The organism is Paucibacter sp. B2R-40 (assembly GCF_025717555.1).
In the GTDB taxonomy this organism is placed as follows: domain Bacteria; phylum Pseudomonadota; class Gammaproteobacteria; order Burkholderiales; family Burkholderiaceae_C; genus Paucibacter_A.
Window position 1 is genome coordinate 126,227 of sequence record NZ_JAJIRP010000013.1, and the last position, 24,114, is coordinate 150,340.

Annotated in this window: 18 protein-coding genes; 9 read left to right on the forward strand and 9 right to left on the reverse strand. The window is 62.7% G+C overall.

The annotated features are described in order from the left end of the window. Positions 1–58 precede the first annotated feature (58 nt). From hslU to LNV09_RS22325, 5 genes are all read right to left on the reverse strand, one after another. Entirely contained in the window at positions 59–1,369 is a 1,311-nt protein-coding gene (hslU, locus tag LNV09_RS22305) for an ATP-dependent protease ATPase subunit HslU (protein WP_263559265.1), read from the reverse strand. Next, a complete protein-coding gene (gene hslV, locus LNV09_RS22310; protein WP_263559266.1) occupies positions 1,366–1,929 on the reverse strand; it encodes an ATP-dependent protease subunit HslV in 564 nt (187 codons plus the stop codon). Before hslV ends, hslU begins: the two co-directional genes overlap by 4 nt. A gap of 58 nt (positions 1,930–1,987) precedes the next feature. Next, positions 1,988–3,796 carry a hypothetical protein gene (locus LNV09_RS22315; protein WP_263559267.1) on the reverse strand — a complete coding sequence of 603 codons (1,809 nt, stop codon included), beginning with the start codon at positions 3,794–3,796 and terminating at the stop codon, positions 1,988–1,990. 59 nt (positions 3,797–3,855) lie between these two features. Next, positions 3,856–4,572 (reverse strand): RNA polymerase-binding protein DksA, encoded by a 717-nt coding sequence (dksA, locus tag LNV09_RS22320; RefSeq protein ID WP_263559268.1) that lies wholly within the window; start codon positions 4,570–4,572, stop codon positions 3,856–3,858. 160 nt (positions 4,573–4,732) lie between these two features. After that, positions 4,733–5,770, reverse strand: a complete 1,038-nt coding sequence (locus LNV09_RS22325) for a CobW family GTP-binding protein (protein ID WP_263534437.1) — start codon at positions 5,768–5,770, stop codon at positions 4,733–4,735. 231 nt (positions 5,771–6,001) lie between these two features. Between LNV09_RS22325 and LNV09_RS22330 the strand changes: the two genes are divergently transcribed. The 7 genes from LNV09_RS22330 to LNV09_RS22360 all read left to right on the forward strand — a co-directional run bounded on the left by LNV09_RS22330 (position 6,002) and on the right by LNV09_RS22360 (position 13,661). Beyond that, positions 6,002–6,796 carry a CorC family transporter gene (locus tag LNV09_RS22330; RefSeq protein ID WP_409993983.1) on the forward strand — a complete coding sequence of 265 codons (795 nt, stop codon included), beginning with the start codon at positions 6,002–6,004 and terminating at the stop codon, positions 6,794–6,796. 10 nt (positions 6,797–6,806) lie between these two features. Next, on the forward strand, positions 6,807–8,288 hold the full coding sequence (gene lnt, locus LNV09_RS22335) for an apolipoprotein N-acyltransferase (protein ID WP_263559270.1): 1,482 nt from the start codon (positions 6,807–6,809) through the stop codon (positions 8,286–8,288). Positions 8,289–8,350: 62 nt separating this feature from the next. Beyond that, positions 8,351–9,268 (forward strand): glycine--tRNA ligase subunit alpha, encoded by a 918-nt coding sequence (glyQ, locus tag LNV09_RS22340; RefSeq protein WP_263534439.1) that lies wholly within the window; start codon positions 8,351–8,353, stop codon positions 9,266–9,268. Positions 9,269–9,271: 3 nt separating this feature from the next. After that, a complete protein-coding gene (glyS, locus tag LNV09_RS22345) occupies positions 9,272–11,377 on the forward strand; it encodes a glycine--tRNA ligase subunit beta (RefSeq protein WP_263559271.1) in 2,106 nt (701 codons plus the stop codon). A 55-nt stretch (positions 11,378–11,432) separates the two neighbouring features. Continuing rightward, the gene (gmhB, locus tag LNV09_RS22350) at positions 11,433–12,056 is read left to right on the forward strand and encodes a D-glycero-beta-D-manno-heptose 1,7-bisphosphate 7-phosphatase (RefSeq protein WP_263559272.1); all 624 of its coding nucleotides are present in this window, start codon (positions 11,433–11,435) and stop codon (positions 12,054–12,056) included. Further along, positions 12,056–12,823 (forward strand): lysophospholipid acyltransferase family protein, encoded by a 768-nt coding sequence (locus LNV09_RS22355; protein WP_263559273.1) that lies wholly within the window; start codon positions 12,056–12,058, stop codon positions 12,821–12,823. The genes gmhB and LNV09_RS22355 overlap by 1 nt, the downstream gene beginning before the upstream one ends. 13 nt (positions 12,824–12,836) lie before the next feature. Then, positions 12,837–13,661, forward strand: a complete 825-nt coding sequence (locus LNV09_RS22360; protein WP_263559274.1) for a M48 family metallopeptidase — start codon at positions 12,837–12,839, stop codon at positions 13,659–13,661. Positions 13,662–13,957: 296 nt separating this feature from the next. Here LNV09_RS22360 and LNV09_RS22365 read toward each other — a convergent pair whose 3' ends face one another. After that, complete coding sequence (locus tag LNV09_RS22365) at positions 13,958–15,106, reverse strand: MBL fold metallo-hydrolase (RefSeq protein WP_263559275.1); 1,149 nt, start codon at positions 15,104–15,106, stop codon at positions 13,958–13,960. Between the two features lie 46 nt (positions 15,107–15,152). Between LNV09_RS22365 and LNV09_RS22370 the strand changes: the two genes are divergently transcribed. Continuing rightward, the gene (locus LNV09_RS22370; RefSeq protein ID WP_263559276.1) at positions 15,153–15,569 is read left to right on the forward strand and encodes a MerR family transcriptional regulator; all 417 of its coding nucleotides are present in this window, start codon (positions 15,153–15,155) and stop codon (positions 15,567–15,569) included. Positions 15,570–15,697: 128 nt separating this feature from the next. Then, positions 15,698–18,571: a histidine kinase dimerization/phosphoacceptor domain -containing protein gene (locus LNV09_RS22375; protein ID WP_263559277.1), complete on the forward strand. Its 2,874-nt coding sequence runs from the start codon at positions 15,698–15,700 to the stop codon at positions 18,569–18,571. Between the two features lie 13 nt (positions 18,572–18,584). Here the strand turns inward: LNV09_RS22375 and LNV09_RS22380 are convergent, their stop codons facing one another. Genes LNV09_RS22380 through LNV09_RS22390 form a run of 3 tightly spaced genes read right to left on the reverse strand, consistent with a single transcriptional unit; the run spans position 18,585 to position 24,091 of the window. Beyond that, positions 18,585–20,984 (reverse strand): FtsX-like permease family protein, encoded by a 2,400-nt coding sequence (locus tag LNV09_RS22380; RefSeq protein ID WP_263559278.1) that lies wholly within the window; start codon positions 20,982–20,984, stop codon positions 18,585–18,587. Between the two features lie 18 nt (positions 20,985–21,002). Then, complete coding sequence (locus LNV09_RS22385; RefSeq protein ID WP_263559279.1) at positions 21,003–23,402, reverse strand: FtsX-like permease family protein; 2,400 nt, start codon at positions 23,400–23,402, stop codon at positions 21,003–21,005. A gap of 11 nt (positions 23,403–23,413) precedes the next feature. Further along, entirely contained in the window at positions 23,414–24,091 is a 678-nt protein-coding gene (locus LNV09_RS22390; RefSeq protein WP_263559280.1) for an ABC transporter ATP-binding protein, read from the reverse strand. Positions 24,092–24,114: the final 23 nt, after the last annotated feature.

Below are 24,114 nucleotides of genomic sequence, written 5' to 3' on the forward strand. Positions count from 1 at the left end.
CTTAGCGTCGTTTGAGCACGGCCGCTTGATGTCGATCAAGCCAAAGGCTGCGCCGCCATCAAAGGATGAACCTCGATAAGTCCTCGTTCTTCGCCAACTCGCCGAGCTTGGCGTCGACATCGGTGGCGCTCAATTTAACTGTTTGTCCGGCCAGATTGGGCGCATCGAAGCTGATTTCGTCGAGCAGCCTCTCCATCACCGTGGCCAACCTCCGTGCACCGATGTTCTCGGTACGCTCGTTGACCTCGAAGGCGATCTCGGCCAAGCGGCGGATGCCGTCTGCGCTCAACTCCAGTGTCACGTCTTCGGTCGCCAGCAGCGCCTGATACTGCTTGACCAAGCTGGCATGGGTGCTGCACAGAATTGCCTCGAAGTCATCGACCGACAGCGAACTCAGCTCGACCCGGATCGGGAAGCGACCCTGCAACTCGGGGATCAAATCACTCGGCTTGGCCAAGTGAAACGCGCCCGAGGCGATGAAGAGCATATGGTCGGTCTTGACCATGCCGTACTTGGTGTTGACGGTCGTGCCTTCGACCAGGGGCAGCAAATCGCGCTGCACGCCCTGACGCGACACCTCAGCGGAGCCGGAATCCGAGCGTGAGCAGACCTTGTCGATTTCATCGATGAAAACGATGCCCATCTCCTGCGCGCTGTGCAGGGCGGCGGCCTTGATCTCGTCCTCGTTCAGCAGCTTGGCTGCTTCTTCTTCGACCAGATGCTTGATCGCGTCGGCGATCTTCAGCTTGCGGGTTTTCTTTTTGCCCGCGCCGATCTGCGAAAACATGCCCTTCAACTGCTCGGCCATTTCTTCCATGCCGGGCTGACCCATGGGCCCGAGAATCTCCATCGTCGGCTTAGCTTCGAGCAGGTCGAGCTCAATCTCTTTGTCATCCATCGTGCCTTCGCGCAAGCGCTTGCGCATCACCTGACGGGTCGTGTTGTCGGCTTCGCTGCCCGGCACCAGGATGTCGAGCACCCGATCTTCGGCGGCATCCTCGGCGCGCACACGCTGGCGCTTCATCTGCACTTCGCGCTCTTGCTTGACGGCCATGTCCACCAAGTCGCGGATGATGGAGTCGACGTCCTTGCCGACATAGCCGACTTCGGTGAACTTGGTCGCCTCGACCTTGATAAAGGGCGCGCCGGCCAGCTTGGCCAGGCGGCGGGCAATCTCGGTCTTGCCGACGCCGGTGGGGCCAATCATCAGGATGTTCTTGGGCGTGATCTCGGCGCGCAATTTTTCATCGACCTGCTGGCGGCGCCAGCGATTGCGCATCGCGATCGCTACAGCGCGTTTGGCAGCGTTTTGGCCGACGATGTTTTGATCGAGTTCGGAGACGATCTCCTGAGGAGTCATTGAGCTCATTCGAGAATTTCAATCGTATGGTTTTGATTGGTGTAGATGCACAGATCGCCGGCAATCACCAAGGACTGCTTGACGATGTCCGCTGCCGTCAACTCGCTATGCGCAAGCAGCGCGCGAGCTGCGGCTTGCGCATAGGCGCCGCCAGAGCCGATTGCGGCAATCCCCAGCTCCGGCTCCAGCACATCGCCGTTGCCGGTGATGATCAAGGAGGCGCTGCGGTCGGCGACGACCAGCATCGCCTCAAGACGGCGCAGCACGCGGTCGGTGCGCCAATCTTTTGTCAGCTCGACGGCGGCGCGGGTCAGATGGCCCTGATGTTTTTCAAGCTTGGCTTCGAAGCGTTCGAACAAGGTGAAGGCGTCGGCCGTGGCGCCAGCAAAACCGGCCAGCACCTGATCGCGGTGCAGCTTGCGCACCTTGCGGGCGCTGGCTTTGACGACGATGGTGCCCAAGGTGACTTGGCCATCACCACCGATGGCCACCTGCATGCCGCCGTCGGCTGTCGCACGCCGCACGCTGATGATGGTGGTGCCGTGGAAGAGAGGAGAATTTTGGTCCATAGCGGCTCCAGATGAGGTCGATGAGCGCCGCTTCAAGCCCAGGCCACGGGTCGCCGTTTTACAGCTGGCGCACCTTGATCTTTGCGTGTTCGTTGATGCCCATGGCGACAAAGAACAAGGCCACCAAGCGGTGCGCGTCGGTGAAGCTGACGCTGCGGTTCTCGGCCCGGCGACTCAGCACCCAGTTGAGCAAATCTCCCGCGGCCATGAAATCCAGGCGAATCAATTTCGGGCAATTGACGTTGATCAGGGTCGCCGCACCCAGCTTGGCCGTCATGGAGCCCAAGGTCTCCGAGATATCTCCACTGAGCTGGCCGCGCAGTTCCAAATCGAGGCTCAAGGGCAGTTGTGCCTGCTCGTTGATCTGCGACTCCATAAAGCTTGTCGACTGCTGGGTTGACATGGTGTTGGTGGCCGGACCGGTGGTCGACATGCCCGCACCACTGATGCGCACCCGGCAACTGCTGCGTTCCCAGCTTGGCGGCGAGACCTCGTAAGTAACGCAGTAGTCGATCGCGACTTCGTCAAACTGGTCGGGGCGATTGGCCAGGCGCAGCGCTTCCAGTCGCAGCATCCATAGCGCTGGGTCGGCGTCTCGTACCCCCACCGGTGCCATCTCGCTGAGCAAGTGCAAGAAGGCGTCACCCGCCAACCAGCGCATATCGACTTGCTGCAGCGCCCAGCTGCGGAACAAGTCGCGCAAGAGGCCGCAGGCCTCGATGTCCAGCTTTTGCAGCGGGCCCCAGTCCAAGACCCAAGGCATGGGCATGTTCTGGCAGCGTGTCTTGAGTTGTTGAACCGATTCTGCGACCAGATACTCGGGCGCTGTCCAGCTGACGCCGTCCGAGGCCCCCATCGGCGCGCGCACGGTGCGCGCCGCTTCGGCAACCAGCTTGGGCAAGGAATACCACTGGGGCGCAGACAAACCGAACAGCTGCGCATAGTCCAGGGCCAGCGCTTCAAACTTGGCTTGTTGGCCGGTCGCGCGGAAAAGATCGAACAGGACCAGCCAGGTTTCGCCCTGCAAATTGCGCTGCCCGCCGGGCTGGATCAGGCCGTTCAAAGCGTGCTCGCAAGTCTCGTAGTCGGCATTCGCGAAGGCGATCACGGCTTCGTCGAGTTCGGGGTCATGCTGCACCTCGCGCAATTCCGGCATCGTTTGCTGCGCGACCCGAAAGCTCAGCGGCGGTGCGGCTTGCTCGGTCGGCTCTTGTGGCGCTGCTTGTGCGGCCGGCTTGCCTTGTACCGTCATTTCCAGCGGCGGCAAGTCCTTGATGGCCGGCAACACGCTGGCCTTGGCGTCGGACAAGGGCGACATGCCGGCCCCCATCACGACGGCTGCCTGCACGGGCACGGATTCCATCCGCTCCACTTCGGCCGCCGAGGCGAATTCGCTCACCCTGGCTGCGCCTGGCTCGGGCGTCGTCGTGGGCGCGAAATGCGCAGGCGTGGTGCTGGTTTCGTAAAAACGCTGAGTGTGCGGCGCCTGGGCCTGTGTGGTGACGTAGCCTTCGCCGGCCATTTGCTGCTCGATTTCATCGATCTTGGCTTTCACGCCCAGATCGATTTTCGAGTTCAGTTCACTGATCCGCTCAACCTCGTCAAGGCGGGAGTTTGAGGAGCCTAAGATCGCCAGTTGTTCGGGGGTCAGGCCCTCGCGGCGGATGCGCCGCAGCATATCGAGTTCGCGTTTGCGGACGAAATCGTTGCGGCGCTTACGGTCCACCATGGCGCGCAACTCCGCCTTGGCCTGATCGCCCTCGGGGTCGTCCTGGCGAGAGTTGATCTCGGCCCAATCGGTGGTCGGGTTGGCCACAAAACGCGCGACCTTGCGGAAAAACCCCTCACCGTCTTTCGGTTCTGACATGCGCGCTGGACCTGGGTTGGAGTCGAAAGGTGCCGCTGAGCTGAGCGGTCTGGCAGGGCTTAGTCTCCGAACATCTTTTGCTTCATTTCGCGGCGCTGCTGCGCTTCAAGTGACAGCGAGGCGGTCGGCCGGGCGATCAAACGACCCAGGCCGATCGGCTCGCCGGTCTCATCGCAGTAGCCATATTCGCCACTGTCCAAGCGGGCCAACGACTGCATGATCTTCTTCAGCAATTTGCGCTCGCGGTCGCGTGTGCGCAATTCCAGTGCATGCTCCTCCTCAATGGTGGCGCGGTCGGCGGGGTCAGGCACGATGGAAGTGTCTTCACGCAAATGCTCGGTGGTTTCTCCGGCATTCGACAACACACCGTTCTTCAGCTCAGTCAGCTTGGTGCGGAAGAACTCGATCTGCTTGGCACCCATGTACTCGGTTTCTGGCATGGCCAGCACTTCGGCATCGGTCAATTCAGGGCCGGTTTTGGTTTTCCAGGCGTTGACCAGCTTGGGGTCGGACTTGGCGGCTGTGCGGGGACTTTCAATCACGGGCGTATTCATCTGTCTGGTAGGCGGCTTCGGGGGGGCGAATCGGTCAGCGAAGCGGCTGTTTCCGGTCGGTGGAGGGCTGGCCTCGACGGTGGCAAGTGCGGGCTGATCTGCGGCCTCGATCTTGGCTTTGGATGAGGTCTTGCCCGCTCTGATGGCGGGACGGGACTCGGCTCCAGCCTGGTTGGGCTCAAGCTCGGTCGCAGCGGGTTTTGGGGCCTGGGTCTTGCTCACGGTTCTCTCCTCGCACTTACATCTCTAGGCGGCAGCTTTTCGAGGCTACCAAGCTAGATATCAATCGGGACCAGCTTTGTTCGCATTTTGGGCGCCGCGCATTGTAGTCACGATACGCAGGCACCCCGCATGACAATTTGCGAAGTTTGACCGCTTTCGCTCAGGCCAAACAGCCTTCCATGCCTTGCAACAGAATTTCCTTGGGCAGATCAATGCCGATGAAAACCATTTTGCTCGCCTTTTTCTCACCCGGCATCCATTTCGGACCCAGATCCGAGCCCATCAATTGATGGACGCCCTGGAATATCACCCGTTTGTCGGTGCCTTTCATGTACAGCACGCCCTTGTAGCGCAGCATTTTGGGGCCGTAGACCTGCACGATGGCGCCCAAGAAGTCTTCCAGCTTGGCCGGGTTGAAGGGCTTGTCCGACTTGAAAACAAAGGACTTCACATCATCGTCGTGCACATGGTGGTGCGGGTGATCGCAATGCTCGCCGTGTTCATGGTCATGATCATGTGGCGCCTCAATGGTCAGGAAGTCCGGGTCGATCTCTAACTTGGCATTCAGATTGAAGCCGCGCAGATCGAACACCTTGGACAGCGCCACTTCGCCGAAATGGGCTTGTTGCTGCGGCGCACGCGGGTTCATGTGCTTGATCCGGTGCGACAGCGCCGCGACGGCTTCCGGCAGCGCCAGATCGGCCTTGCTGATGAAGATCTGGTCGGCGAAGCCGATCTGGCGGCGTGCTTCCTGGCGGGTATTGAGTTGTTCTTCGGCATGCACCGCGTCGACCAAGGTGAGAATCGAGTCGAGCAAATAGCTTTCGGCGATCTCGTCGTCCATGAAGAAGGTCTGCGCCACCGGGCCTGGGTCGGCCAAGCCGGTGGTTTCGATCACGACCCGGTCAAATTTGAGCTCACCTTTGCGGCGTTTGGCGGCTAGATCGGACAGCGTGGTGCGCAAATCCTCGCGGATCGTGCAGCAGACGCAGCCGTTATTCATCTGGATGATCTGCTCTTCGGTATCGGCGACGAGGATTTCGGTGTCGATGTCTTCTTCGCCGAACTCATTTTCGATCACGGCAATTTTCTGACCATGGGCCTCGGTCAAGATGCGCTTGAGCAAGGTGGTTTTGCCAGAGCCGAGGAAGCCCGTCAGGATGGTGACGGGGATGAGGCCTTTTTGTGGATTTGACATGGTGAGCGGGCTTGGAAGCAGGGAATGCAGGTAAATGACGCTAGTCGGCAATATGGGGGCGGGTGACTGTCATGCAAGAGGCTCGTCATGTCAATCGGTTATTCTGTGGCCCTGTGCAACAACGACACGCCCGTCCCAGTGTCTGACCCTCATCCTATAAAGCCCCCTCACCGAGGGGGCCAAAAATACGCCGTGGCACCACGCGGCCGTGCTCGCAATCTGTTCGAGCGCATGTTTGAATTTCTCCATCCTGGCCCGGACTCCAAGTCGGAACTGATGGAGACCCTGGCCGAGGCCGAACAGCGTGAGTTGATCGAGCCGGAATCGCTGCAAATGCTCGAAGGCGTGCTGCGCATGGCCGAGCTCAGCGCCGGCGACGCGATGGTGGCTGCGCCGCGCATGGACCTGCTGGACATCGACGCGCCCTATGAAGAGCTGCTCGCCAGCGTGATCGAGGCCGGCCATTCGCGTTTTCCTGTTTTTGATGGTCAGCGCGACAACATCATCGGCATCTTGCTGGCCAAAGACTTGTTGAAAATTCAGCGCGCGCCTGAACTGAACTTGCGCGCGCTGCTGCGGCCGGCCAGTTTTGTGCCGGAAAGCAAGGGTTTGAACGAGTTGCTGCGCGACTTTCGCTCCAACCGCAACCATCTGGCCATCGTCGTCGATGAGTTCGGCAACAACGCCGGCCTGATCACCATCGAGGATGTGCTGGAGGAAATCGTCGGCGAGATCGAAGATGAATTCGACGACAAGGACGGCGAATCCAGTATCTACACCTTGGCGGACGGTAGCCAGCGTGTCGCCGGTGACACCACGATCGCGGCGGTCAATCAGTCATTCGAAGTGAACTTCTCTGAGGAGGACTTTGACACCATCGGCGGACTGATCGCCCAGCATCATGGCCGGGTGCCCAGGCGCGGAGAGGCGGTCGAGGTCGGCGGTCTGCGCTTTTCGGTGATGTTGACGCGGGGCGGCTCGGTGCGCTGGTTCAAGGTCACCCGCGCCGACAAGCCTGCAGCTTGATCCTCCGCCGATGCGCCTGAGATTTGCCGGCCCGCTGGCGCTGCTTGTCGGCTTGGCCCACACGGCCGCCTTTGCGCCGCTGGAGGCCTGGTATTTGCAGCTGTTCGCGCTAGCGCTGTTGGCGCGGCTTACCCTGGGCGCGACACCGCGCCGGGCGGCCTGCCTGGGCGGCCTGTTTGGTTTGTCTTGGCTGGGCTCCGGTGTTTGGTGGATCCACGTCAGCCTGCATCAGTTCGGCCACCTGCCTTGGCTGCTATCGGCGATCGCTGTGCTCGCGCTGGCGGCATTTTTGGCCTGCTATTACGCCGCCACCATGGCTTTGGCTGCCTGGCTCTTGCCGGCGGGCGCGCGGCCGATCCGCCGCATCACTGTCTGGGCGGCCTGCTGGCTCTTGGCCGAGTTGGGCCGCGCGACGCTGCTGACCGGCTTTCCCTGGTTGGCCTCCGGCTATGCCCACACGGTCGGGCCCTTGGCGGCTTGGGCGCCTTGGGTCGGGGTCTACGGCATCACGGCGCTGGCGGCCTTAAGCGCAGCGGCGCTTGGCTTGGCCTCAACGGGTTTGAGCCTGCAGCTCTGGCGGCCGGTCGCTTTGATGGCGCTTGTGCTGGCCTTGGGCACCCAGTTGCCGCAGGATTTCAGCGTCAGCACCGGCAACTTGCGGGTCAGTCTCTTGCAGCCCAATGTGCGGCAGGATCAAAAATTTGACCGCGAGCTGATGGACGCGAATCTGGAGCGACTGGCGCTGCAGATCGAGTCGGCGCAGGGCCAGGTCATCGTCACACCCGAGTCGGTGGTGCCGCTGCCGCTGGACTATCTGGACGCCGTCTTCCTCCACCGCATGGAGCGGGTGGCGCAGCAGCGGCCGCTCTTGCTGGGCAGTTTCTTGGGCAATGAGCGGGTGGGCTATGTCAACTCACTGGTGGGTTTTGGCGGGCCGCAGGCTTATGACTACGGCAAGCGGCATTTGCTGCCCTTTGGGGAGTTCATACCGCTGGGTTTTCATTGGTTTGTGAGCGCTTTGCAGATCCCCTTGGACGACCAGGCGCGCGGCCAGCATCAGCGCAGCTTCGAAGTGGCGGGTCAGCGCCTGCGGCCCCTGATTTGCTATGAAGACTTGTTCGGTGAGGATTTTGTCGGCAGTGTGGTGGGCAAGCAGTCCGCCACGGTGCTGGTCAACGCCAGCAATCTGGCCTGGTTCGGGACCTTGATGGTGCAAGACCAGCATCTGCAGTTCTCGCAGATGCGGGCGCTGGAGTTTCAGCGCCCGGTGGTGCGCTCCACCAATACCGGTGCCACGGCGGCAGTGGATTACCGCGGCCGGGTCAGCGCAAGGTTGGCGCCGGCGGTTGCCGGCGTGCTGGAGGCCGAGGTCGAGGGCCGCAGTGGCAGCACGCCATATGCACGCTGGCTGCAGGCGTTTGGGCTCTGGCCTTTGTGGCTGGCCATCGCTATCGTGCTGGGCTGGGCCGGGTGGCTGCGCCGCGCCTCGTAGAATCGGGCGCAATACCCGTCCATCATGGGCGGCTTTTCTCAATTACCGGCTATGAAAAAAATATGCTGAGCTTCCAGCAAATCATTCTGACCCTGCAGGACTACTGGTCCAAGCAAGGCTGCGCACTGTTGCAACCCTTCGATATGGAAGTCGGCGCCGGCACCAGCCACACCGCGACTTTTTTGCGTGCGATCGGCCCTGAGCCCTGGAAGGCCGCCTATGTGCAGCCCAGCCGCCGGCCAAAGGATGGCCGTTACGGCGAAAACCCGAACCGCCTGCAGCATTACTACCAGTACCAGGTCGTGCTCAAGCCGGCGCCGGCCAATATTCTGGAGCTCTATCTGGGCTCTTTGGAAGCGCTGGGTTTCGATCTGAAGAAGAACGATGTGCGTTTCGTGGAAGACGACTGGGAAAACCCGACCCTGGGTTGCTGGGGTCTGGGCTGGGAGGTCTGGCTCAACGGCATGGAGGTGACGCAATTCACCTACTTCCAGCAGGTCGGCGGCATCGATTGCAAGCCCATCACCGGCGAAATAACCTATGGCCTGGAGCGGCTGGCCATGTATTTGCAGGGCGTCGAGTCGGTCTATGACCTCGAATACACGCCTGGCTTGAAATACGGCGATGTGTTCCATCAGAACGAAGTCGAGCAGTCGACCTATAACTTCGAGCACAGTGACGTCGATTTCCTGCTGACCGCGTTTGCGGCGCATGAGAAGCAATCCAAGCATCTGATGGAGCAGCAGCTGGCGCTGCCGGCCTATGAGCAGTTGCTCAAGGCCGGACATAGCTTCAACCTGCTGGACGCGCGCGGCGCGATCAGCGTGACCGAACGCGCCGCCTATATCGGCCGGATCCGCAATCTGGCGCGAGCCGTGGCGCAGGGTTATCTGGACAGCCGTGCCCGCCTGGGTTTCCCTATGGCCTTGAAAGAGCGTGCCGCTGAAGTGCTGGCGCAGATTGAAAAGAAAGCCGCCTGAGCCATGACTGCCCACCAGAATTTATTGATCGAGTTGTTCGTCGAAGAGCTGCCACCGAAGGCGCTTAAAAAGCTCGGCGAGTCTTTTTCCAGCGTGTTGGTCGAGAGCCTGAAGGCCCAAGGTCTGGTCGGGCCTGCGGCCGTGGCCACGGCCATTGCTTCGCCACGCCGCCTCGGCCTGCATTTGAGCGATGTGTCGCCCAAGGCCGCCGATCGCGCCGTGCAGCAAAAGCTGATGCCGGTGGCCGTGGCCCTGACGGCGGATGGTCAAGCGACGCCGGCGCTGCTGAAGAAGCTCGCCAGCGTGGGCGCCGATGCCTCTGCTTTACCGCAGCTCAAGCGTGCGATGGACGGCAAGGCGGAGGCCTTGTTCCTCGATCTGCTGCTGCCTGGCGCCAGCTTGGCCGAGGGCCTGCAAAAGGCCTTGGACGAGACCCTGGCCAAGCTGCCCATCCCCAAGGTGATGACCTATCAGCTCAGCGACGGTTGGACCGATGTGAAATTTGTGCGCCCGGCCCATGGCATCGTGGCCTTGCACGGCAGCGATGTGGTCGAGATTCAAGCCTTAGGCCTGAGCTCGGGCCGCAGCACACGTGGCCATCGCTTTGAGTCCCAGCTTGAGAACCTGACGATTGAGAGCGCCGACAGCTATAGCGCGCAGCTGCGCGAGCAGGGCGCCGTGATCGCCGGCTTTGCCGAGCGCCGTGCTGAAATAAGCCGTCAGCTCGACGCTGCCGCCGCGCGCCAGGGCCTGAAGCCGATAAGCGACGAAGCCTTGCTGGACGAGGTGACCGGTTTGGTCGAGCGCCCCAATGTGCTGAGCTGCTTGTTCGAGCCCGAGTTCCTGGCGGTGCCGCAGGAATGCCTGATTCTGACCATGAAGGCGAACCAGAAATACTTCCCGCTGCTGGACGCTGAAAACAAGCTGACCAACCAGTTCCTGGTTGTGAGCAATATCAGCCCCGGCGACACCAGCGCGGTGATTCAGGGCAATGAGCGGGTGGTGCGCCCACGTTTGGCCGATGCCAAGTTCTTCTTCGATCAAGACCGCAAGAAGACGCTGGCCTCGCGGGTGGCTGGCCTTGCCAAGGTTGTGTACCACGGCAAGTTGGGCAGCCAGGGTGACCGGGTCGAGCGTGTACGCGCGATCGCCTGCGCCATTGCTGCGCAGTTGGGCGGCGGTGCTTTGACCGCGCAGGTTGATCAGGCCGCGCAGCTGGCCAAGTCTGATTTGTTGACCGATATGGTCGGTGAGTTCCCCGAGCTGCAAGGCATCATGGGCGGCTATTACGCTCGCCATGACGGTTTGAGCGAGGCGGTCGCTTTCGCGATTGAAGACCATTACAAGCCCCGCTTTGCCGGCGACGAATTGCCGCGCAACGAGGTCGGTTTGGTGGTGGCGCTGGCCGACAAGCTGGAGACCCTGGTCGGCATGTTCGGCATCGGCCAGCTGCCCACCGGCGATAAGGATCCGTTCGCGCTGCGCCGCCATGCCTTGGGCTTGGTGCGCATGCTGAGCGAGCGTGCTGCCGGCCTGAGTCTGGATGCCTTGATCGCAGCGGCGCTGCCGGCTTTTGGCACCTTGATCAAGGACCCCAGCGTGGCCTTGAGCGAATTCATCTTCGACCGCCTGTCCGGCTCGCTGCGTGAGCAGGGCTATAGCGCGCAAGAAGTGGACGCGGTGCTGGCCTTGCGCCCGCAGCGCCTGGCCGACGTGTCAGCGCGCTTGGGCGCGGTGCGCTCTTTTGCCGCGTTGCCCGAGGCCGCTTCGCTGGCTGCTGCCAACAAGCGCATTGGCAATATCTTGAAGAAGAGCGAGCAGGCTGTTGAGGCACGCGTGGATGCCGCGCTGCTGCAAGAGCCGGCCGAGAAGGAGTTGGCCGGCGCCTTGGCGCAGGTGCAAGTCTTGAGCGATGCCTTCTTCCATAACGGCGAATATGCAGCGTCCCTGCGCGAGCTGGCGACGCTGCGGGCGCCGGTGGACGCTTTCTTTGAGGGCGTGATGGTGAACGCCGAGGACGCGGCCCTGCGCGCCAATCGCCTGGGCCTGCTGAAGACCTTGCACGAGGCGATGAACCGGGTCGCCGATCTGTCTCGCCTGGCCAGCTGAAGCCGCCACTGAAGCACGACAAGGACGATTGATGCGCTCCGACCACAGCCACACCATGAAGCTCGTCATCCTCGGGCGAGACGGGACGCTCAATCAATACCGCGATGACCATGTCAAAGTGGTCGAGGAATTGACCCCGCTGCCGGGTGCCTTGGAAGCGGTGGCGCGGCTCAATCAGGCGGGCTGGCACACCGTGCTGGCCACCAACCAGCCCGGCATCGGCCGTGGCCTGTTGGACATGGCCTCCTTGACGGCCATTCACATCCGCCTGAATCAGTTGTTAGCCGAAAAGGGCGGCCGCTTGGATGCAGCCTTCTTTTGCCCGCACACGCCGGAGGAGGGCTGCGATTGCCGCAAACCTCTGCCGGGGATGTTGACGCAAATTGGCGAGCGCTTTGGCGTTGATCTGGGCCAGGTGCATATGGTGGGCGCCTCACTGCGCGATTTGAAAACCGCACAAGCGGCCGGCTGCATACCGCACTTGGTGCGCAGCGACCGCTTGGGCGATCTTGATGAAAGCCAGCTGGACGCCTTGCTGAACTTGGTGCCCGGCGCCATGCTGCACGACAGCCTGAGCGCCTTTGCCGAAGGCCTGATCAACACCGAACGCCGCCACAAGGCCGATGCCCGTGGCGAAACCCTTTTGCCCCCGAATACCGGTCCTGGAGACCTGATTTAATGTCCTCTTTGCTTGCTGCATTCCGCTCGTTGCTGTTCGTGCTTTTCTTGACCATCACGGTGATCCCTTGGGCGACGGCGGTTTTGCTGATTTCTATCGTCGCCAAGGGCGACCGGGTCTATTGGGCTTGCGCGGCTTGGCTGCGTTTGGCGATTTACGGCGCGCGCTATATCTGCGGTGTGCAGTGGCGCTTACACGGCATGGAGAACCTGCCGGCCGAGGCCGACACCAAATCGGCGGTGATTTTGCTGTCCAAGCATCAAAGCACGTGGGAGGCCTTTGCCTACCCGGCGCTGATGTCGCATCCGCTGGCTTATGTGTTCAAGCGCGAGTTGCTCTATGTGCCGTTTTTCGGCTGGGCGATGGCCCGCATGGACATGATTCACATCGACCGCAGCAAGCGTTCACAAGCCTGGAACAAGGTGGCCGCGCAGGGCAAGCGCTTGGCGGCGATGGGGCATTGGGTGATCATGTTCCCCGAGGGGACCCGTATCGCACGCGGCCAAAAAGGCGAGTACAAATCCGGCGGCAGCCGTTTGGCGATCGACACCGGCGTGCCCATCGTGCCGATCGCGGCGACCTCGGCGCGTTGCTGGCCGCGCAAGAGTTTTATGTTGCGCCCGGGCGTTGTCGATATCTCCTTCGGCAAGCCGATCGCGTCGGTGGGTCGCGAGTCGGCCGAGTTGATGCGTGAAGTGGAGGCCTGGATCGAAGCCGAGATGCGCCGGCTGGACCCTGAGGCTTACGCCGACGGTCCCAAGCCCTGAGCGCACATTCCTCATGCTCAAGCGCCTCGCCCAGCTGTTGCAAGAAGCACCGCAGCTGTCCTTGTTTGGCGCGGAAGCACCGCCACCGCCGCTAGCGCCGCCAGCTCGAGTGAAAGCCGTGCTCGGACCTTTGTGTGAGCTGCACCTCGGTGAACACCGTGTGGCCTACGAGCTACGGCGCGCGCGCCGGCGCAGCATCGGCTTTGTGGTTGGCAGCGAAGGGCTGCGCGTCAGTGCGCCGCGCTGGTTGCCGCAGGCCGACATTGAGCGTGCGCTACTGCAAAAGTCGGACTGGATTCTGCGCAAGCTGGTCGAGCAGCGCGAGCGTGCGCGGCGTGTCGAAGCGGCAAGGATTGAATGGCGTGATGGCGGCAGCTTCAACTTTCTGGGCCGGCTGATCTGGTTGCGCCTGGACCCTGAGGCCAAAGGTGTGCGGATGGATGAATCCGGTGTGCTGCTCAAACTGGGCCTGCCGCTGACGGCTTCGCAAGAGCAGGTCAGGGACGCCGTGCAAACTTGGCTCAAGCGCCAGGCGCGGCAGGCGTTTGAGCCGCGCTGCCAGCATTTCGCCGCCGCGCTGGGGGTGCAGATGACGCAGCTGCGCCTGAGTTCGGCGCAAACCCGTTGGGGCAGCGCCAGCGCGGACGGCAGCATCCGGCTGAATTGGCGGCTGATTCATTTCGCGCCCGACATCATTGACTATGTGGTTGCGCATGAATTGGCCCATCTGCGCGAGATGAACCACAGTGCACGCTTTTGGGCCGTGGTGGCCTCGGTGCTGCCTGACTACCAGCAAGCGCGTGCTCGACTGCGTGAAGAATCAATCATTGCCGAATAGATGCCAGTCAAATACCAAAAAAATACCGCATAGACCACACCTATCCCTCCAAAGGGGGGCTTGTTGATTTGTTGGTGCCCAAGCAAACTCTGGCTATTAGCTGTCATCACCTGCATCAGGAGTCTGCCCCGGCGCAGATTCGCTCGAAGGGCCCGTCAATTCCAAGGGCCCACACCCATGGCATAGGCCTGGTTCGAGTCGGATGTTATAAAAAGGGCCGAGAACCCGTCGTCGTTGAGCCCTTAAAACGCTCCGCGGCGACGGTTTTTTTTGGCCGGTCTGGCGGCAATACCAGTTCAGGCAATAGCAAAGCGGTAAACCCCGTCCCCATCCAAGCTGCGAAGCAATTGGCCGCCAAGCCACAAGGCGTTCAAATGAGCGAGCGACTCACCCATCGCAAAGGTGGTTTGGTGCAGATCAAGCTTGCGTTTGAACATCATCTCCAGCAGTTCGGCGGCGTGGCAGGGCTTGATGGTGCAGGCTTGCAGCACCTCGGCCAAGCGTTCGGCGTGGTGCTCACGCAACTGGTCAACCCGGGCATGCAGGCCGGTGAAGGGTTTGCCATGAGAGGGCAGCACCAAGGTGTCGGCAGGCAGGACCAGCATGCGCTCCAGCGATGCCAGGTAGAGCGTCAAGGGATCGGCCTCGGGCTCGACGTCGACGACCGACACATTGGTCGAAATGCGCGGCAAGACCATATCGCCGGAAATCAGCAGGCCTAAATCCGGGCAATGCAGGCTGATGTGCTCGGGCGCATGGCCATAGCCGGTGTGGCAGACCCAGTCGTGGGCGCCGATTCTGACGTTCAGGCCATCCATCAGGCGCCGGAAGCTGCTCGGCACGGCCGGCACCATGCTGGGGTAATAGCTGGCACGGCCGCGTATCTTGGCCAGCGAGTCGGCGTCCGTCAGCCCATGGCTTGCAAAAAATCTCGCCGCCGCTTCGCCGCCCATGCCCACGGTGGATCCGCTGGCCAGGCGGGCCAAGTTGTAGTCGGTGGCGCTGATCAATAGCCGGCATTCACGGTTCGCCCCCAAGCTCACCGGCTTTGCCGCGTCGCCCCCCTCGAGGGGGCTGGCCTCGCCTTGGGGCGGCCCTGCAGCGCGCCCGCTCCACCTGTCGGTCAGCCAAGCCGCCAATCCCATATGGTCCGGGTGAAAGTGGGTGACGATGACGCGCAGCACCGGCAAGCCGTCGAGGTGCTGGGCAAACACCTGCTCCCAGTTGGCGCGGGTAGCGTCGTTGGCGACGCCGCAGTCGACGATGGCCCAGCCATCCACACCATCCACATGGTCCCGCAGCAACCACAAATTGATATGGTCGAGCGCAAACGGCAGGCCCATGCGCAGCCAGCGTACGCCGGGCGCGATCTCCAGCACGCCGCCGGCAGCGGGCAGCGCGTCGCCCATGGGGTAGAGAAGTTCTGACTCGCGGGGATTGGCCATGTAGACTTCCGTTTACGTTAACGTCACTGAAGCCCCCAGTTTAGCCATGAGTACCCAAGCCAGCGTCGTCCCGACCTCCGACAGCAATGGTCGCTTGTTCACCATCACCGAATTGGCGGCCGAATTCGACATCACGCCGCGTGCGATTCGCTTCTACGAGGACATGGGCCTGCTGGAGCCGTCGCGGGCCGGGCGCAACCGTGTCTACACCCACCGCGACCGCACCCGTCTGAAGCTGACCTTGCGCGGCAAGCGCCTGGGGCTGACGCTGCAAGAGATCAAGCAACTGGTCGATATGTACGACGCCTCCAGTGGCGCCGCGCCGCAGCTGAAGGCTTTTTTGCAGGTCTTGCAGCAGCACCGCCAGGCGCTGGAGCAGCAACTCGATGACATCGAGATCACCTTGGCCGAAATCAGCCAGCATGAGGAACGCTGCCAAAGCTTGTTGGCCGAGCGCGAGTAGGCCAGGTTTCATCGCTAAGATCGCCCGACTTGCTTTCTTCAATCAGCCAGGTCTTAGCTCATGTCGCTCAGTGAAGTCGCCCAGCTTGTCTTGGCCTCAGGTTCCAGGCTGGGCGCTTGGCTCGCGATATGAGCGCCTGGCTAGCCCGCCTCAGTATTCGCCAGCAAATCTATGCGCTGGCCTTGTTGGTTTGTTTGCCCTTGGCCGCGATGCTGGCTTGGCAGATGGTGGCAGACCTGGCCCATGTGCGCCATGAGGCCGATGAGCGGGTCAGCGAGATGGCCACCGGCACAGCGGCCAATCTGAGCAGCTATCTCGCGCAACAAGAAGCGTTTTTGGCCAGATTGGCCGCACTGCCGGCGATTCGTTCCATGGACCCCCAGGGCTGCGAATTGCTGATGCGCGATTTGTTGATTCTGGATCCGCGTTTGAGCAGCCTGGTACTGCGAGATTTGCAGGCCCAACCGATCTGCTCGACCTTGCCAAGCTTAGCCTCGGCTTCCGAGATAAGTCGATCAGCGGAATTTGTCGCGGCCTTGCACAGCGACGGCTTTGTGGTCGGCGGGGCCGAGCCCGGCAAGGTCAGTGGGCACTGGGAATCACTGTTGTCCTATCCGGTGCGCAATCCAGCGGGTGAGAGAGTGGGCCTGTTGCGCCTGGTCGTCGATCTGCAAAAACTCAGCACTGAGCTCTTGGTCGGACTGCCGCCAAGCGCGCTGGCAACCGTGGTGGATAGCCGGGAGAAGATTGCCCTGCGCTCGGCCGATGCGGCCAAATACATCGGCCATGCTGCCCCTGGCGCCGGCACCGAAGCCGCGAGGCGCCAGCGTAACGGCTTTGTATCCGTGCAAGGCATGGACGGCGTGCTGCGCCGCATGGCCTATTTGACGCTGCCGGGCAGCAATTGGCGGGTTGTTGCCGGTTTGCCCGAGGCCGAGGTGCTGGCTGAATTTCATACGGCCGTGTGGCGTACGCTTTTGGCCGGCTTGGCGGTACTGGCCCTGGCCCTGCTGATGGCTTGGCGCTTGGGGCTGCAAGTAGCGCGTCCGATTGCCCAACTGTCCGACACCGCGCGGCGCGTTGCGGCGGGCGATCAAGCGGTGCGTGCCGACTTGGCCGGCAGCGAAGACGTGCGCCAAGTGGCGGCGCAATTCAACTTGATGCTGGATGCCTTTGCCAGCGAAACCCTGGCGCGCGAACGCGCCTTCGCAGATTTGCAGCAAAGCGAAGCGCGCTTTCGTGCCTTGATTGAGTTGTCTTCCGATTGGTATTGGGAGCAGGACGAGAATTTTCGTTTCACCCGCATGACCGGTCTGACCGATGTCGCCCTCAACAGCGCACGCCAGTCCAGGCTGGGCAAGACGCGCTGGGAATTGCCCTCGGTCGATATGGATGAGAGCGCCTGGCAGCAGCACCGGGCGCTGTTGGCGCGCCATGAGCGCTTCGATGAGTTTCAGATGAGTCGCGTTGAGGCCAATGGTCAGCTCGCGGTCTACCTCAGCTCGGGCCTGCCGCGCTTCGATGCGGACGGCAAGTTCCTCGGCTACCACGGTGTGGCCCGCGACATCACCGCTGCCCGCAATGCAGAGGCCTTGCTGAGCGCCACCGTCGACCGCTATCAGGAAGTGCTGGCCAATGTCTATTACGGCATTTTGTTGATCGACAACGACGGCCGGGTTGAATATGCCAATCAGGCTTTTTGCGATATGTTTGGCCTGCAGCGTCTGGCGGCCGAACTGATAGGCATGGACAACCTGGTGATGATGAAGACCGCCAATCTCAGCCTTGCCAACCCCGCGGCCGGCTTGGCCCGTGTGGACGAGCTGTTGGCGCAAGGCGTCGCGGTGCACGACGAAGAAGTGGCTTGCACCCATCAACGTACGCTGCTGCGTGATTTTGTGCCCCTGACGATCAATGGTGAGCCGCGTGGGCGCTTGTGGGTGTTCCGTGACATCACGCGCCGGCAAAAGACCGCCTTGGCTTTGCAGCTCAACGAGAGCCGCCTGCGCATGGCCGAGGAGCTCGCCGGCATCGGCAGCTGGGTCTGGCCGGTGGCCTCGGGCGAGCCGGTGTGGTCTGACCAGATGTTCAAGATTTATGGCCGCAAGCTCGCCGATGGCGTGCCGGGGCCTGGCGCTTGGCAAGAGTCGGTCCACCCGGACGACCATCAGCGTTTGGAGCAAGTGATTCAAAGTGCGCGGGCCTCGGCCCAACAGTTCAACATCGAATACCGCATCCATAGCCTGGATGATGGCGAGTTGCGCTACATCTCATCCAAGGTGGTGTCGGTCGCGGACGCCGAGGGTCAGGTCTTGCATGTGTGGGGCGTCGATCAAGATGTCACGGCCCAAAAGCTGGCCCAGCAAGCATTGCAGAACTCCTTGAATGAAAAGGTCGCCCTGCTCAACGAGGTGCATCACCGGGTCAAGAACAATCTGCAGGTGATCACCAGCCTGCTGCGCATGGAGGGCAGGCGCAGCGCAGAGCCCGGCGTCAAGACGGTGCTGGAGGAAATGCAGGCGCGCATTCGTTCCATGTCGCTGCTGCACGAGTCGCTCTACCGCAGCGGTATTTTCGCAGCCGTCGACCTGGCCAAATATCTGCGCCAGTTGGCCGGCGAGGCCTTCCGCGCCCAGGCCCCTGAAGGTGGCCAGGTGCGCTTGGTGCTGGACTTGACGCCGCTGCAAATGAATATGGACCAGGCGATGCCCTGCGGGCTCTTGGTCAATGAGCTGATTTCCAATTGCTTGAAACATGGCTTTCCGCCCGGCAGCCAGGGGGAGGTGCGAATCTCCTTGCAGCCGCTGGGCGAGGCCGTACTTTGGCGAATGCAGGTCAGCGATACAGGTCTTGGCTTGCCGGCTAATTTTGAAGTTAGGCGGAAAACATCCTTGGGCCTGCAACTCGCCACCGATCTGGCTCGGCAGCTCGGTGGTGAACTGGAAATTGGCCCAGGCCCCGGTGCCAGCCTGGGCGTGAGCTTCACGGTGCAGCAGGTCTAGACTGTAGGCGGTACTAGTCCCGCAGCGCCAAGATCGGCCGCATGGCCAGCGCCGCCATGCCGTGGCGCAAGCTCGCCAGCAGCGTCACCGCCAACAGGCCTGCCAAGGCCAGCAGTTGCGGCCAGACGCCCAACTGCACCCGATCGACAAACTGCGTCAAATACTGTTCGCCCAAATACCAGGTCAGCGGCAGGGTCAGCGCCGCCGCGCACGCCAGCAAGGCGGCGAACTCGCGCAGCGGCTGCTTCATGGCCTGCAAGCCGGAGGCGCCATGCAGCTTGCGCAGCACAATTTCCTTGCCATGGCGCTGCACCAGATAGGCCGCCAAGGCGTAGACGCCGAAGCCCGCCAGCGCCAGTGCCAGCAGGCCGCAGGCGCTGACGAGGTGGCCGATGCGCAGGTCCGCCTGGTAGCCTGCCATCAGGGTTTGTTCGGCCGTTTCAAAGGCAAACGGTTCGTTGGGAAAGTAGCGTGTCCATAGCGGCGCCAGCACGGTTTCGGCCTGGCTGCCTGGCCGCAAGCGCAGATTGAGCACCGCGCGGACGTCGCCTAAGTTTTGCTTGCCGTTGTGCATCAGGAATGCGTGCGGCCTGGCTGCTTCGCGCGTGCTTTCCAGCAATTGCTGTGGCACCACGGCCACCACCTGCCAAGAGCTCTGGCCTTGATTCAATCCCGTCATCACATAGCTGAGCGTCTGGCCCAGCGCCTGCTCAGGTCTGGCCCAGCCCAGGGCGCGCACCGCCGGCTCATCCAGCACCAAGCCTGCTGCGGCTGCGTCGTCGAGTCGGCCGGCCAGCAGGGGGATCTTATAGAGGCCAAAGAAGGCCGCGTTGACATAGTTGAAGCGCAGCTTGGCGTGGTGCTCGGCCTGGGTAAATTCGGCGTTGCGATCCATGAAGGTATTGCCGGGCACGCTATCGCTCCAGGCCTGCGCTTGCACCTCCGGGCGCAAACGCAAGGCCTGATAGAAATCTTCGGCTTGCTCGGCGCCGGCGCCGGCCGGCAGGCGCAAGCTCAGCACGCCCTCGGGCGCAAAGCCCAGGTCGCGAGCCAAGACATGGCGATTTTGCGCGGCCAGCGATAGCGCCAATGTGCCGACCAACAGTGCCAGGCCGAACTGCAGCGTGGTCAAGCCCCGGCGCAGCCAGCGTCCGCCTTCGCCCTCGCTGGCCTGGCGCCCTTGCAGCGCCGCAGCCGCCTGCATGCGCCAAGCCAGCCACGCGGGATAGACGCACACCAGCAAGGTCAAGATCATGCATGCCAGGCCTAGGCCGGCCAGCGGCAAGAGCTGCAAGAAGCTGTCGGGCGGCGGCACCTGCAAGGCCTCGACCGCCCAAGGCAGGCCCAACCAGGCCAGCAGCAGGCCTAAGCCCGCGGCCAAGGCGATGCTCAGTTGCGCTTCCACGGCAAATTGCCAGAGCAAGCGCAGCGGGCTGATGCCCAGGCTTTTACGCACCGCAATTTCGCGCTGCCGGCGCAAGGTGCGCACACTGCTGAGGTTGACGCAGTTCATTAGAGCCAGGCACAGCAGCAGGCCGGCGACACCGGCCAGCGCGCTCAGCACCATCAGGCGCTGCCGCCCGGCGCGGCCCTCGAAAGGCAGCTGCGTGATCGGCAGCGCGCGCATAAAGGCGGCCTTGCGCCCGCCGGCGGTCCAGTCCGGGGGCAATTGCTTGATCACCGGGCTCTGGTCGAGCAGGGTCTGTGCGACGGCGCCTACCTGCGCGGCGCTGGCCCCGAGTGCCAGGCGGGCAAAGACCTGCCCACTGATCTGGAACCAGGCATTGCGTGTTTCTTCGTCAAGGCCCGCCGCCGGCGAGTCGAAGCTGATGAAGGCCTCGGCGCGCAGCAAGCTCAGCGAGCTGGGCTGCGGCAAGATCGCGGCCACGGTGAGCCGGTGCTGGCCAATATCGACACTGCGACCCAACGCTGCTTCGCTGCCGAACAGCTGTTGAGCCAAGGACTGGGTCAGTGCGATGGTGTCGGGGCGGCTCAGTGCAGCTTTCAAATCTCCTTGCAGCGAGCGCAGATTGAACAGGGCCACCAGACTGGCGTCGGCCGCCGATACATTGGCGCGCAGCTTGCGCTCGCCCTGGCGCAGCGTCAGCGTGTCGTCGGAGATGCGCGTGAGCAAACTGAGCGGCGTTTGTGCCTCCTGCAGCGCCTGCTTGAACACAAAGGGCGCGCCCAGGAACCAGTCTTCTTGCCGCCCCGGCATATTGCCGTGGAAGTCGATCATCACGATGCGCTCGGGCTCCTGCAGCGCCGGGTCGGGACGCATGCGCTCGCCCAGCAGCACGGCCAGCAAATAGCACACCGCCAGCGCCAGCGCGAGGCCAACAATCAAAACGGTGGCATTGAGCGGTTCAGCACGCAGCTGCCGCGCGGCCACGCGCAGGTCGAGCAGTCTCATCTCGTTCAGCTCCTTCGCTTAGTCGCGCAGCGCCAAGATCGGCCGCATCGCCATCGCCGCCAGGCCATGGCGCAATCCCGCCAGCATCGTCATCAAGAGTGTGCCCAGCAGCGCTGCCAGCAGCGGCCAGCCGCCCATATCGGCATGCTCGACAAAGCCACCCAGATATTGCCTGCCCGTCCACCAGATCAGCGGCAGGCTGATCGCCGCGGCAATGCCGAGCAAGGGCGCAAACTCCTTGACCAGCAAACCGGCGATATGGCGATGATCGGCACCGTGCAGTTTGCGCATCACGATTTCCAGCGAGGCACGGCGCACCGTGTAGGCGGCCAGCGCGTAGACGCCGAAGCCGGCCAGCAGCAAAGCGATCAGACTGGTGGCGGCGATCAGCAGGCCGATATTGCGGTCGAGCCGGTAGCGCTGTGCCAGTTGCTCCTCGACGCCGTTCATCTCCACCACGGTGTCGGTCAAGTAGCGCGGCCAGACCTCGGTAACCGCTGCCCGCAGCGCGGCCATGTCTGAGCCCGAGCCCTTCAAGGTCAGCACATTGCGAACCTTTTTGGACAGGCGAAACACCTGCGGCTGGGCGATATTGCGCGCCGACTCCTGCTTGATCGCGCCGACCACGGCCTTGATGCGCCAGCCATCATTGCCCACTTTGACCTGTGCACTAATCGCCGCCTGCGGCGAAGCAAAGCCCAGGGCCTGCACCGCCGTCAGGTCGATCGCGAGCGGCCGGTCAACGCCCGGCTCGGTTTTCTCGGGCAACACAATCCCTTCCAGACTGCCCGCCAGCAGCGGGATCTGGTAGACCTTGAAGAAGCCCAGATCGAAGCGACCGGTGCGCACGCCGGCACGGGTCGGGCCGTTGTCCAGCGTATCGACCTGGCCGACCGCATTGCGGCCGGGCACGTCCTCGCTCCAGCTCAAGGCCTGTACCGCAGGGTGGCGCTGCAAGGCCTCATACAGACCGTCGGTCTGTTCCGGTGTCAGGCCCTCCGGCAGATCCAGGGCCAGCAGACCCTGGGTCTTGAAGCCCAGGTCCAGGCGCGCGACATATTCGCTCTGCCAGACCACCATCACGGCCGCACCCGACAAGCACAGGGCGGCGCTGAACTGAAGCACCGTCATTGCGCGGCGCAGATTGCGCCCGCTCTGGCCTTCGCTTTGCTTGCGGCCCTGCAAGGCCGGCGCGCAATGTACGCCCAAGGCAACGCGGGCCGGGTAGAGGCCGGTCAAGGCGCCCAGCGCCAGGCAGCCCAGCACCAGGCTCAATAACTGAATAGGCGCGAACAGCTTGGATGCGAACTTCACGTCGAGCAGGTCGGCCAGGCTGGGTGCCAAGAGCCAGGCCAGCAGCAGGCCCATCGCCCCGGCCAGCAAGGCGACCAGGCTGGACTCGAACACGAACTGCGCGGCGATGCGCGCGGGGCTGGCGCCCAGGCTTTTCAGAATGGCGATCTCGCGCTGGCGGCGCAAGGTGCGCACGCTGCTCAGGTTGACATAGTTGATGGCGGCCAGGGCCAGCATCATCGCGCTAGCGGCGCTCAAGGCGCTGTAAAGCATCAAACGGCTGGCGCTGTTGGCGCCGTCAAAAGGCAGTCGAGTCAGTGGCACGGCGCGTGTGAAGGCCGCCTTGCGACCACCGGCGCGCCATTCCGGCGGGGTTTCCAGCGTGCCGGGGCTGCGATCAAAGATGCTCTGCATCAGTTGGCCCAATTGCTCGGTGCTGCTGCCATCGGCCATGCGCACAAAGACGCGGCCGGCAATCATGTACCAGGCCTTGTCGATGCCGTGGGCCATGGTGCCCGAGGTCGGCGACTCGAAACTCGCCAAGGCATCGAATTGCAACTCGCTGTTCGAGGCTTGCACCGGCACGATGGCCGCTACCGTCATCTCCTGGCCGCCCATGCGCACGCGCTGGCCCGAAGCCTCTTGGCCGGCGCCGAACAGGCGTTCGGCGGCCAGCGTGGTCAGCACCAGCGTGTCGGGCTTTTGCAGTGCCGCAGCCACATCGCCCTTGAGCGCTTTGAGGCCGAACATCGGCGCCAGGTCGGCGTCGGCAAACAGCACCAGGTTTTTGCTCAGGCGCTCGCCGGCGCGCAGGCTCAGCTCGGCATCGGCGACGCGCGCCGATTGCGTGACGGGAGCCTTGTTCTCCAGCAAGGCATTGCGAAACACATAGGGCGAGCCCTGGAACCAATCATCATCGCGGCCGGGGATATTGCCCTTGAACTCCATCCGGGCGACCTGCTGCGGCGCCGGCACAGCCGGGTCGGGCAGCCAGCGGTCGTTCAAGAGCAGGGCGATCAGATAGGTGGCGGCGATGGCGATGGCCATGCCCAGAATGACCACCACCGAATAGGCGGGCTCATTCAGCAGCTGGCGCCAGCTGACGCGCAAGTCTTTGAGTTTCATGGCGTCAGCTTTCAGGCCGCGAGTGCGTCAACGAGGATGCGGCCGTCGAGCAGGCGCAGGCAGCGATTGGCTTGTGCCGCGTGGGCCGGCGAGTGGGTCACCATCACCAGGGTCGTGCCCTCGTTATTGAGCTCGCGCAGGATGCGCATCACCTCGTCGCCCTGGGCGCTGTCAAGGTTGCCGGTCGGCTCGTCGGCCAGCAACAAGGCCGGACGCGAAACGATGGCGCGGGCAATCGCCACGCGCTGCTGCTGGCCACCGGAGAGCTGCGACGGCCGGTGATTGGCGCGGTGATCAATCCCTAAGCGCTGCATTGCGGTGTTCACGCGGCCGGCATGCTCGGCCACCGGCACATCACCGTACTCCAAAGCTAACTCGATGTTCTCGCGCACCGAGAGGTCGTCGATCAGGTTGAAACTCTGGAATACGAAGCCGATGCGGCCGCGCCGCAGCTTGCTCAATTGGCGCTCGTTCCAGCCGGTGACGTTCTGGCCGTCGAACCAATATTCACCGCTGCTCGGCGCGTCGAGCAGGCCCAGGATGCTCAAGAGACTGGACTTGCCGCAGCCCGAGGGGCCGGTGATGGACAGATATTCGCCCGCCTCGATGTGCAGGTCGATCTGGTTCAGCGCGGTGGTTTCGATTTCGCTATTGCGATGCAGCTTGCTCAGGTTTTTCAGCTTGATCATTTTTGCTCCTTGGATTTTGGTGA

What these genes read in the sequence shown, in the direction of transcription:
- gmhB (WP_263559272.1), top strand. Translation starts at nt 11,433, where the DNA reads ATGAAGCTCGTCATCCTCGGGCGAGACGGGACGCTCAATCAATACCGC.
- LNV09_RS22375 (WP_263559277.1), top strand. Translation starts at nt 15,698, where the DNA reads ATGAGCGCCTGGCTAGCCCGCCTCAGTATTCGCCAGCAAATCTATGCG.
- glyS (WP_263559271.1), top strand. Translation starts at nt 9,272, where the DNA reads ATGACTGCCCACCAGAATTTATTGATCGAGTTGTTCGTCGAAGAGCTG.
- hslV (WP_263559266.1), bottom strand. Translation starts at nt 1,929, where the DNA reads ATGGACCAAAATTCTCCTCTCTTCCACGGCACCACCATCATCAGCGTG.
- lnt (WP_263559270.1), top strand. Translation starts at nt 6,807, where the DNA reads ATGCGCCTGAGATTTGCCGGCCCGCTGGCGCTGCTTGTCGGCTTGGCC.
- LNV09_RS22355 (WP_263559273.1), top strand. Translation starts at nt 12,056, where the DNA reads ATGTCCTCTTTGCTTGCTGCATTCCGCTCGTTGCTGTTCGTGCTTTTC.
- LNV09_RS22380 (WP_263559278.1), bottom strand. Translation starts at nt 20,984, where the DNA reads ATGAGACTGCTCGACCTGCGCGTGGCCGCGCGGCAGCTGCGTGCTGAA.
- LNV09_RS22365 (WP_263559275.1), bottom strand. Translation starts at nt 15,106, where the DNA reads ATGGCCAATCCCCGCGAGTCAGAACTTCTCTACCCCATGGGCGACGCG.
- hslU (WP_263559265.1), bottom strand. Translation starts at nt 1,369, where the DNA reads ATGAGCTCAATGACTCCTCAGGAGATCGTCTCCGAACTCGATCAAAAC.
- LNV09_RS22330 (WP_409993983.1), top strand. Translation starts at nt 6,002, where the DNA reads ATGTTTGAATTTCTCCATCCTGGCCCGGACTCCAAGTCGGAACTGATG.
- LNV09_RS22390 (WP_263559280.1), bottom strand. Translation starts at nt 24,091, where the DNA reads ATGATCAAGCTGAAAAACCTGAGCAAGCTGCATCGCAATAGCGAAATC.
- LNV09_RS22370 (WP_263559276.1), top strand. Translation starts at nt 15,153, where the DNA reads ATGAGTACCCAAGCCAGCGTCGTCCCGACCTCCGACAGCAATGGTCGC.
- LNV09_RS22360 (WP_263559274.1), top strand. Translation starts at nt 12,837, where the DNA reads ATGCTCAAGCGCCTCGCCCAGCTGTTGCAAGAAGCACCGCAGCTGTCC.
- LNV09_RS22325 (WP_263534437.1), bottom strand. Translation starts at nt 5,770, where the DNA reads ATGTCAAATCCACAAAAAGGCCTCATCCCCGTCACCATCCTGACGGGC.
- glyQ (WP_263534439.1), top strand. Translation starts at nt 8,351, where the DNA reads ATGCTGAGCTTCCAGCAAATCATTCTGACCCTGCAGGACTACTGGTCC.
- LNV09_RS22315 (WP_263559267.1), bottom strand. Translation starts at nt 3,796, where the DNA reads ATGTCAGAACCGAAAGACGGTGAGGGGTTTTTCCGCAAGGTCGCGCGT.
- LNV09_RS22385 (WP_263559279.1), bottom strand. Translation starts at nt 23,402, where the DNA reads ATGAAACTCAAAGACTTGCGCGTCAGCTGGCGCCAGCTGCTGAATGAG.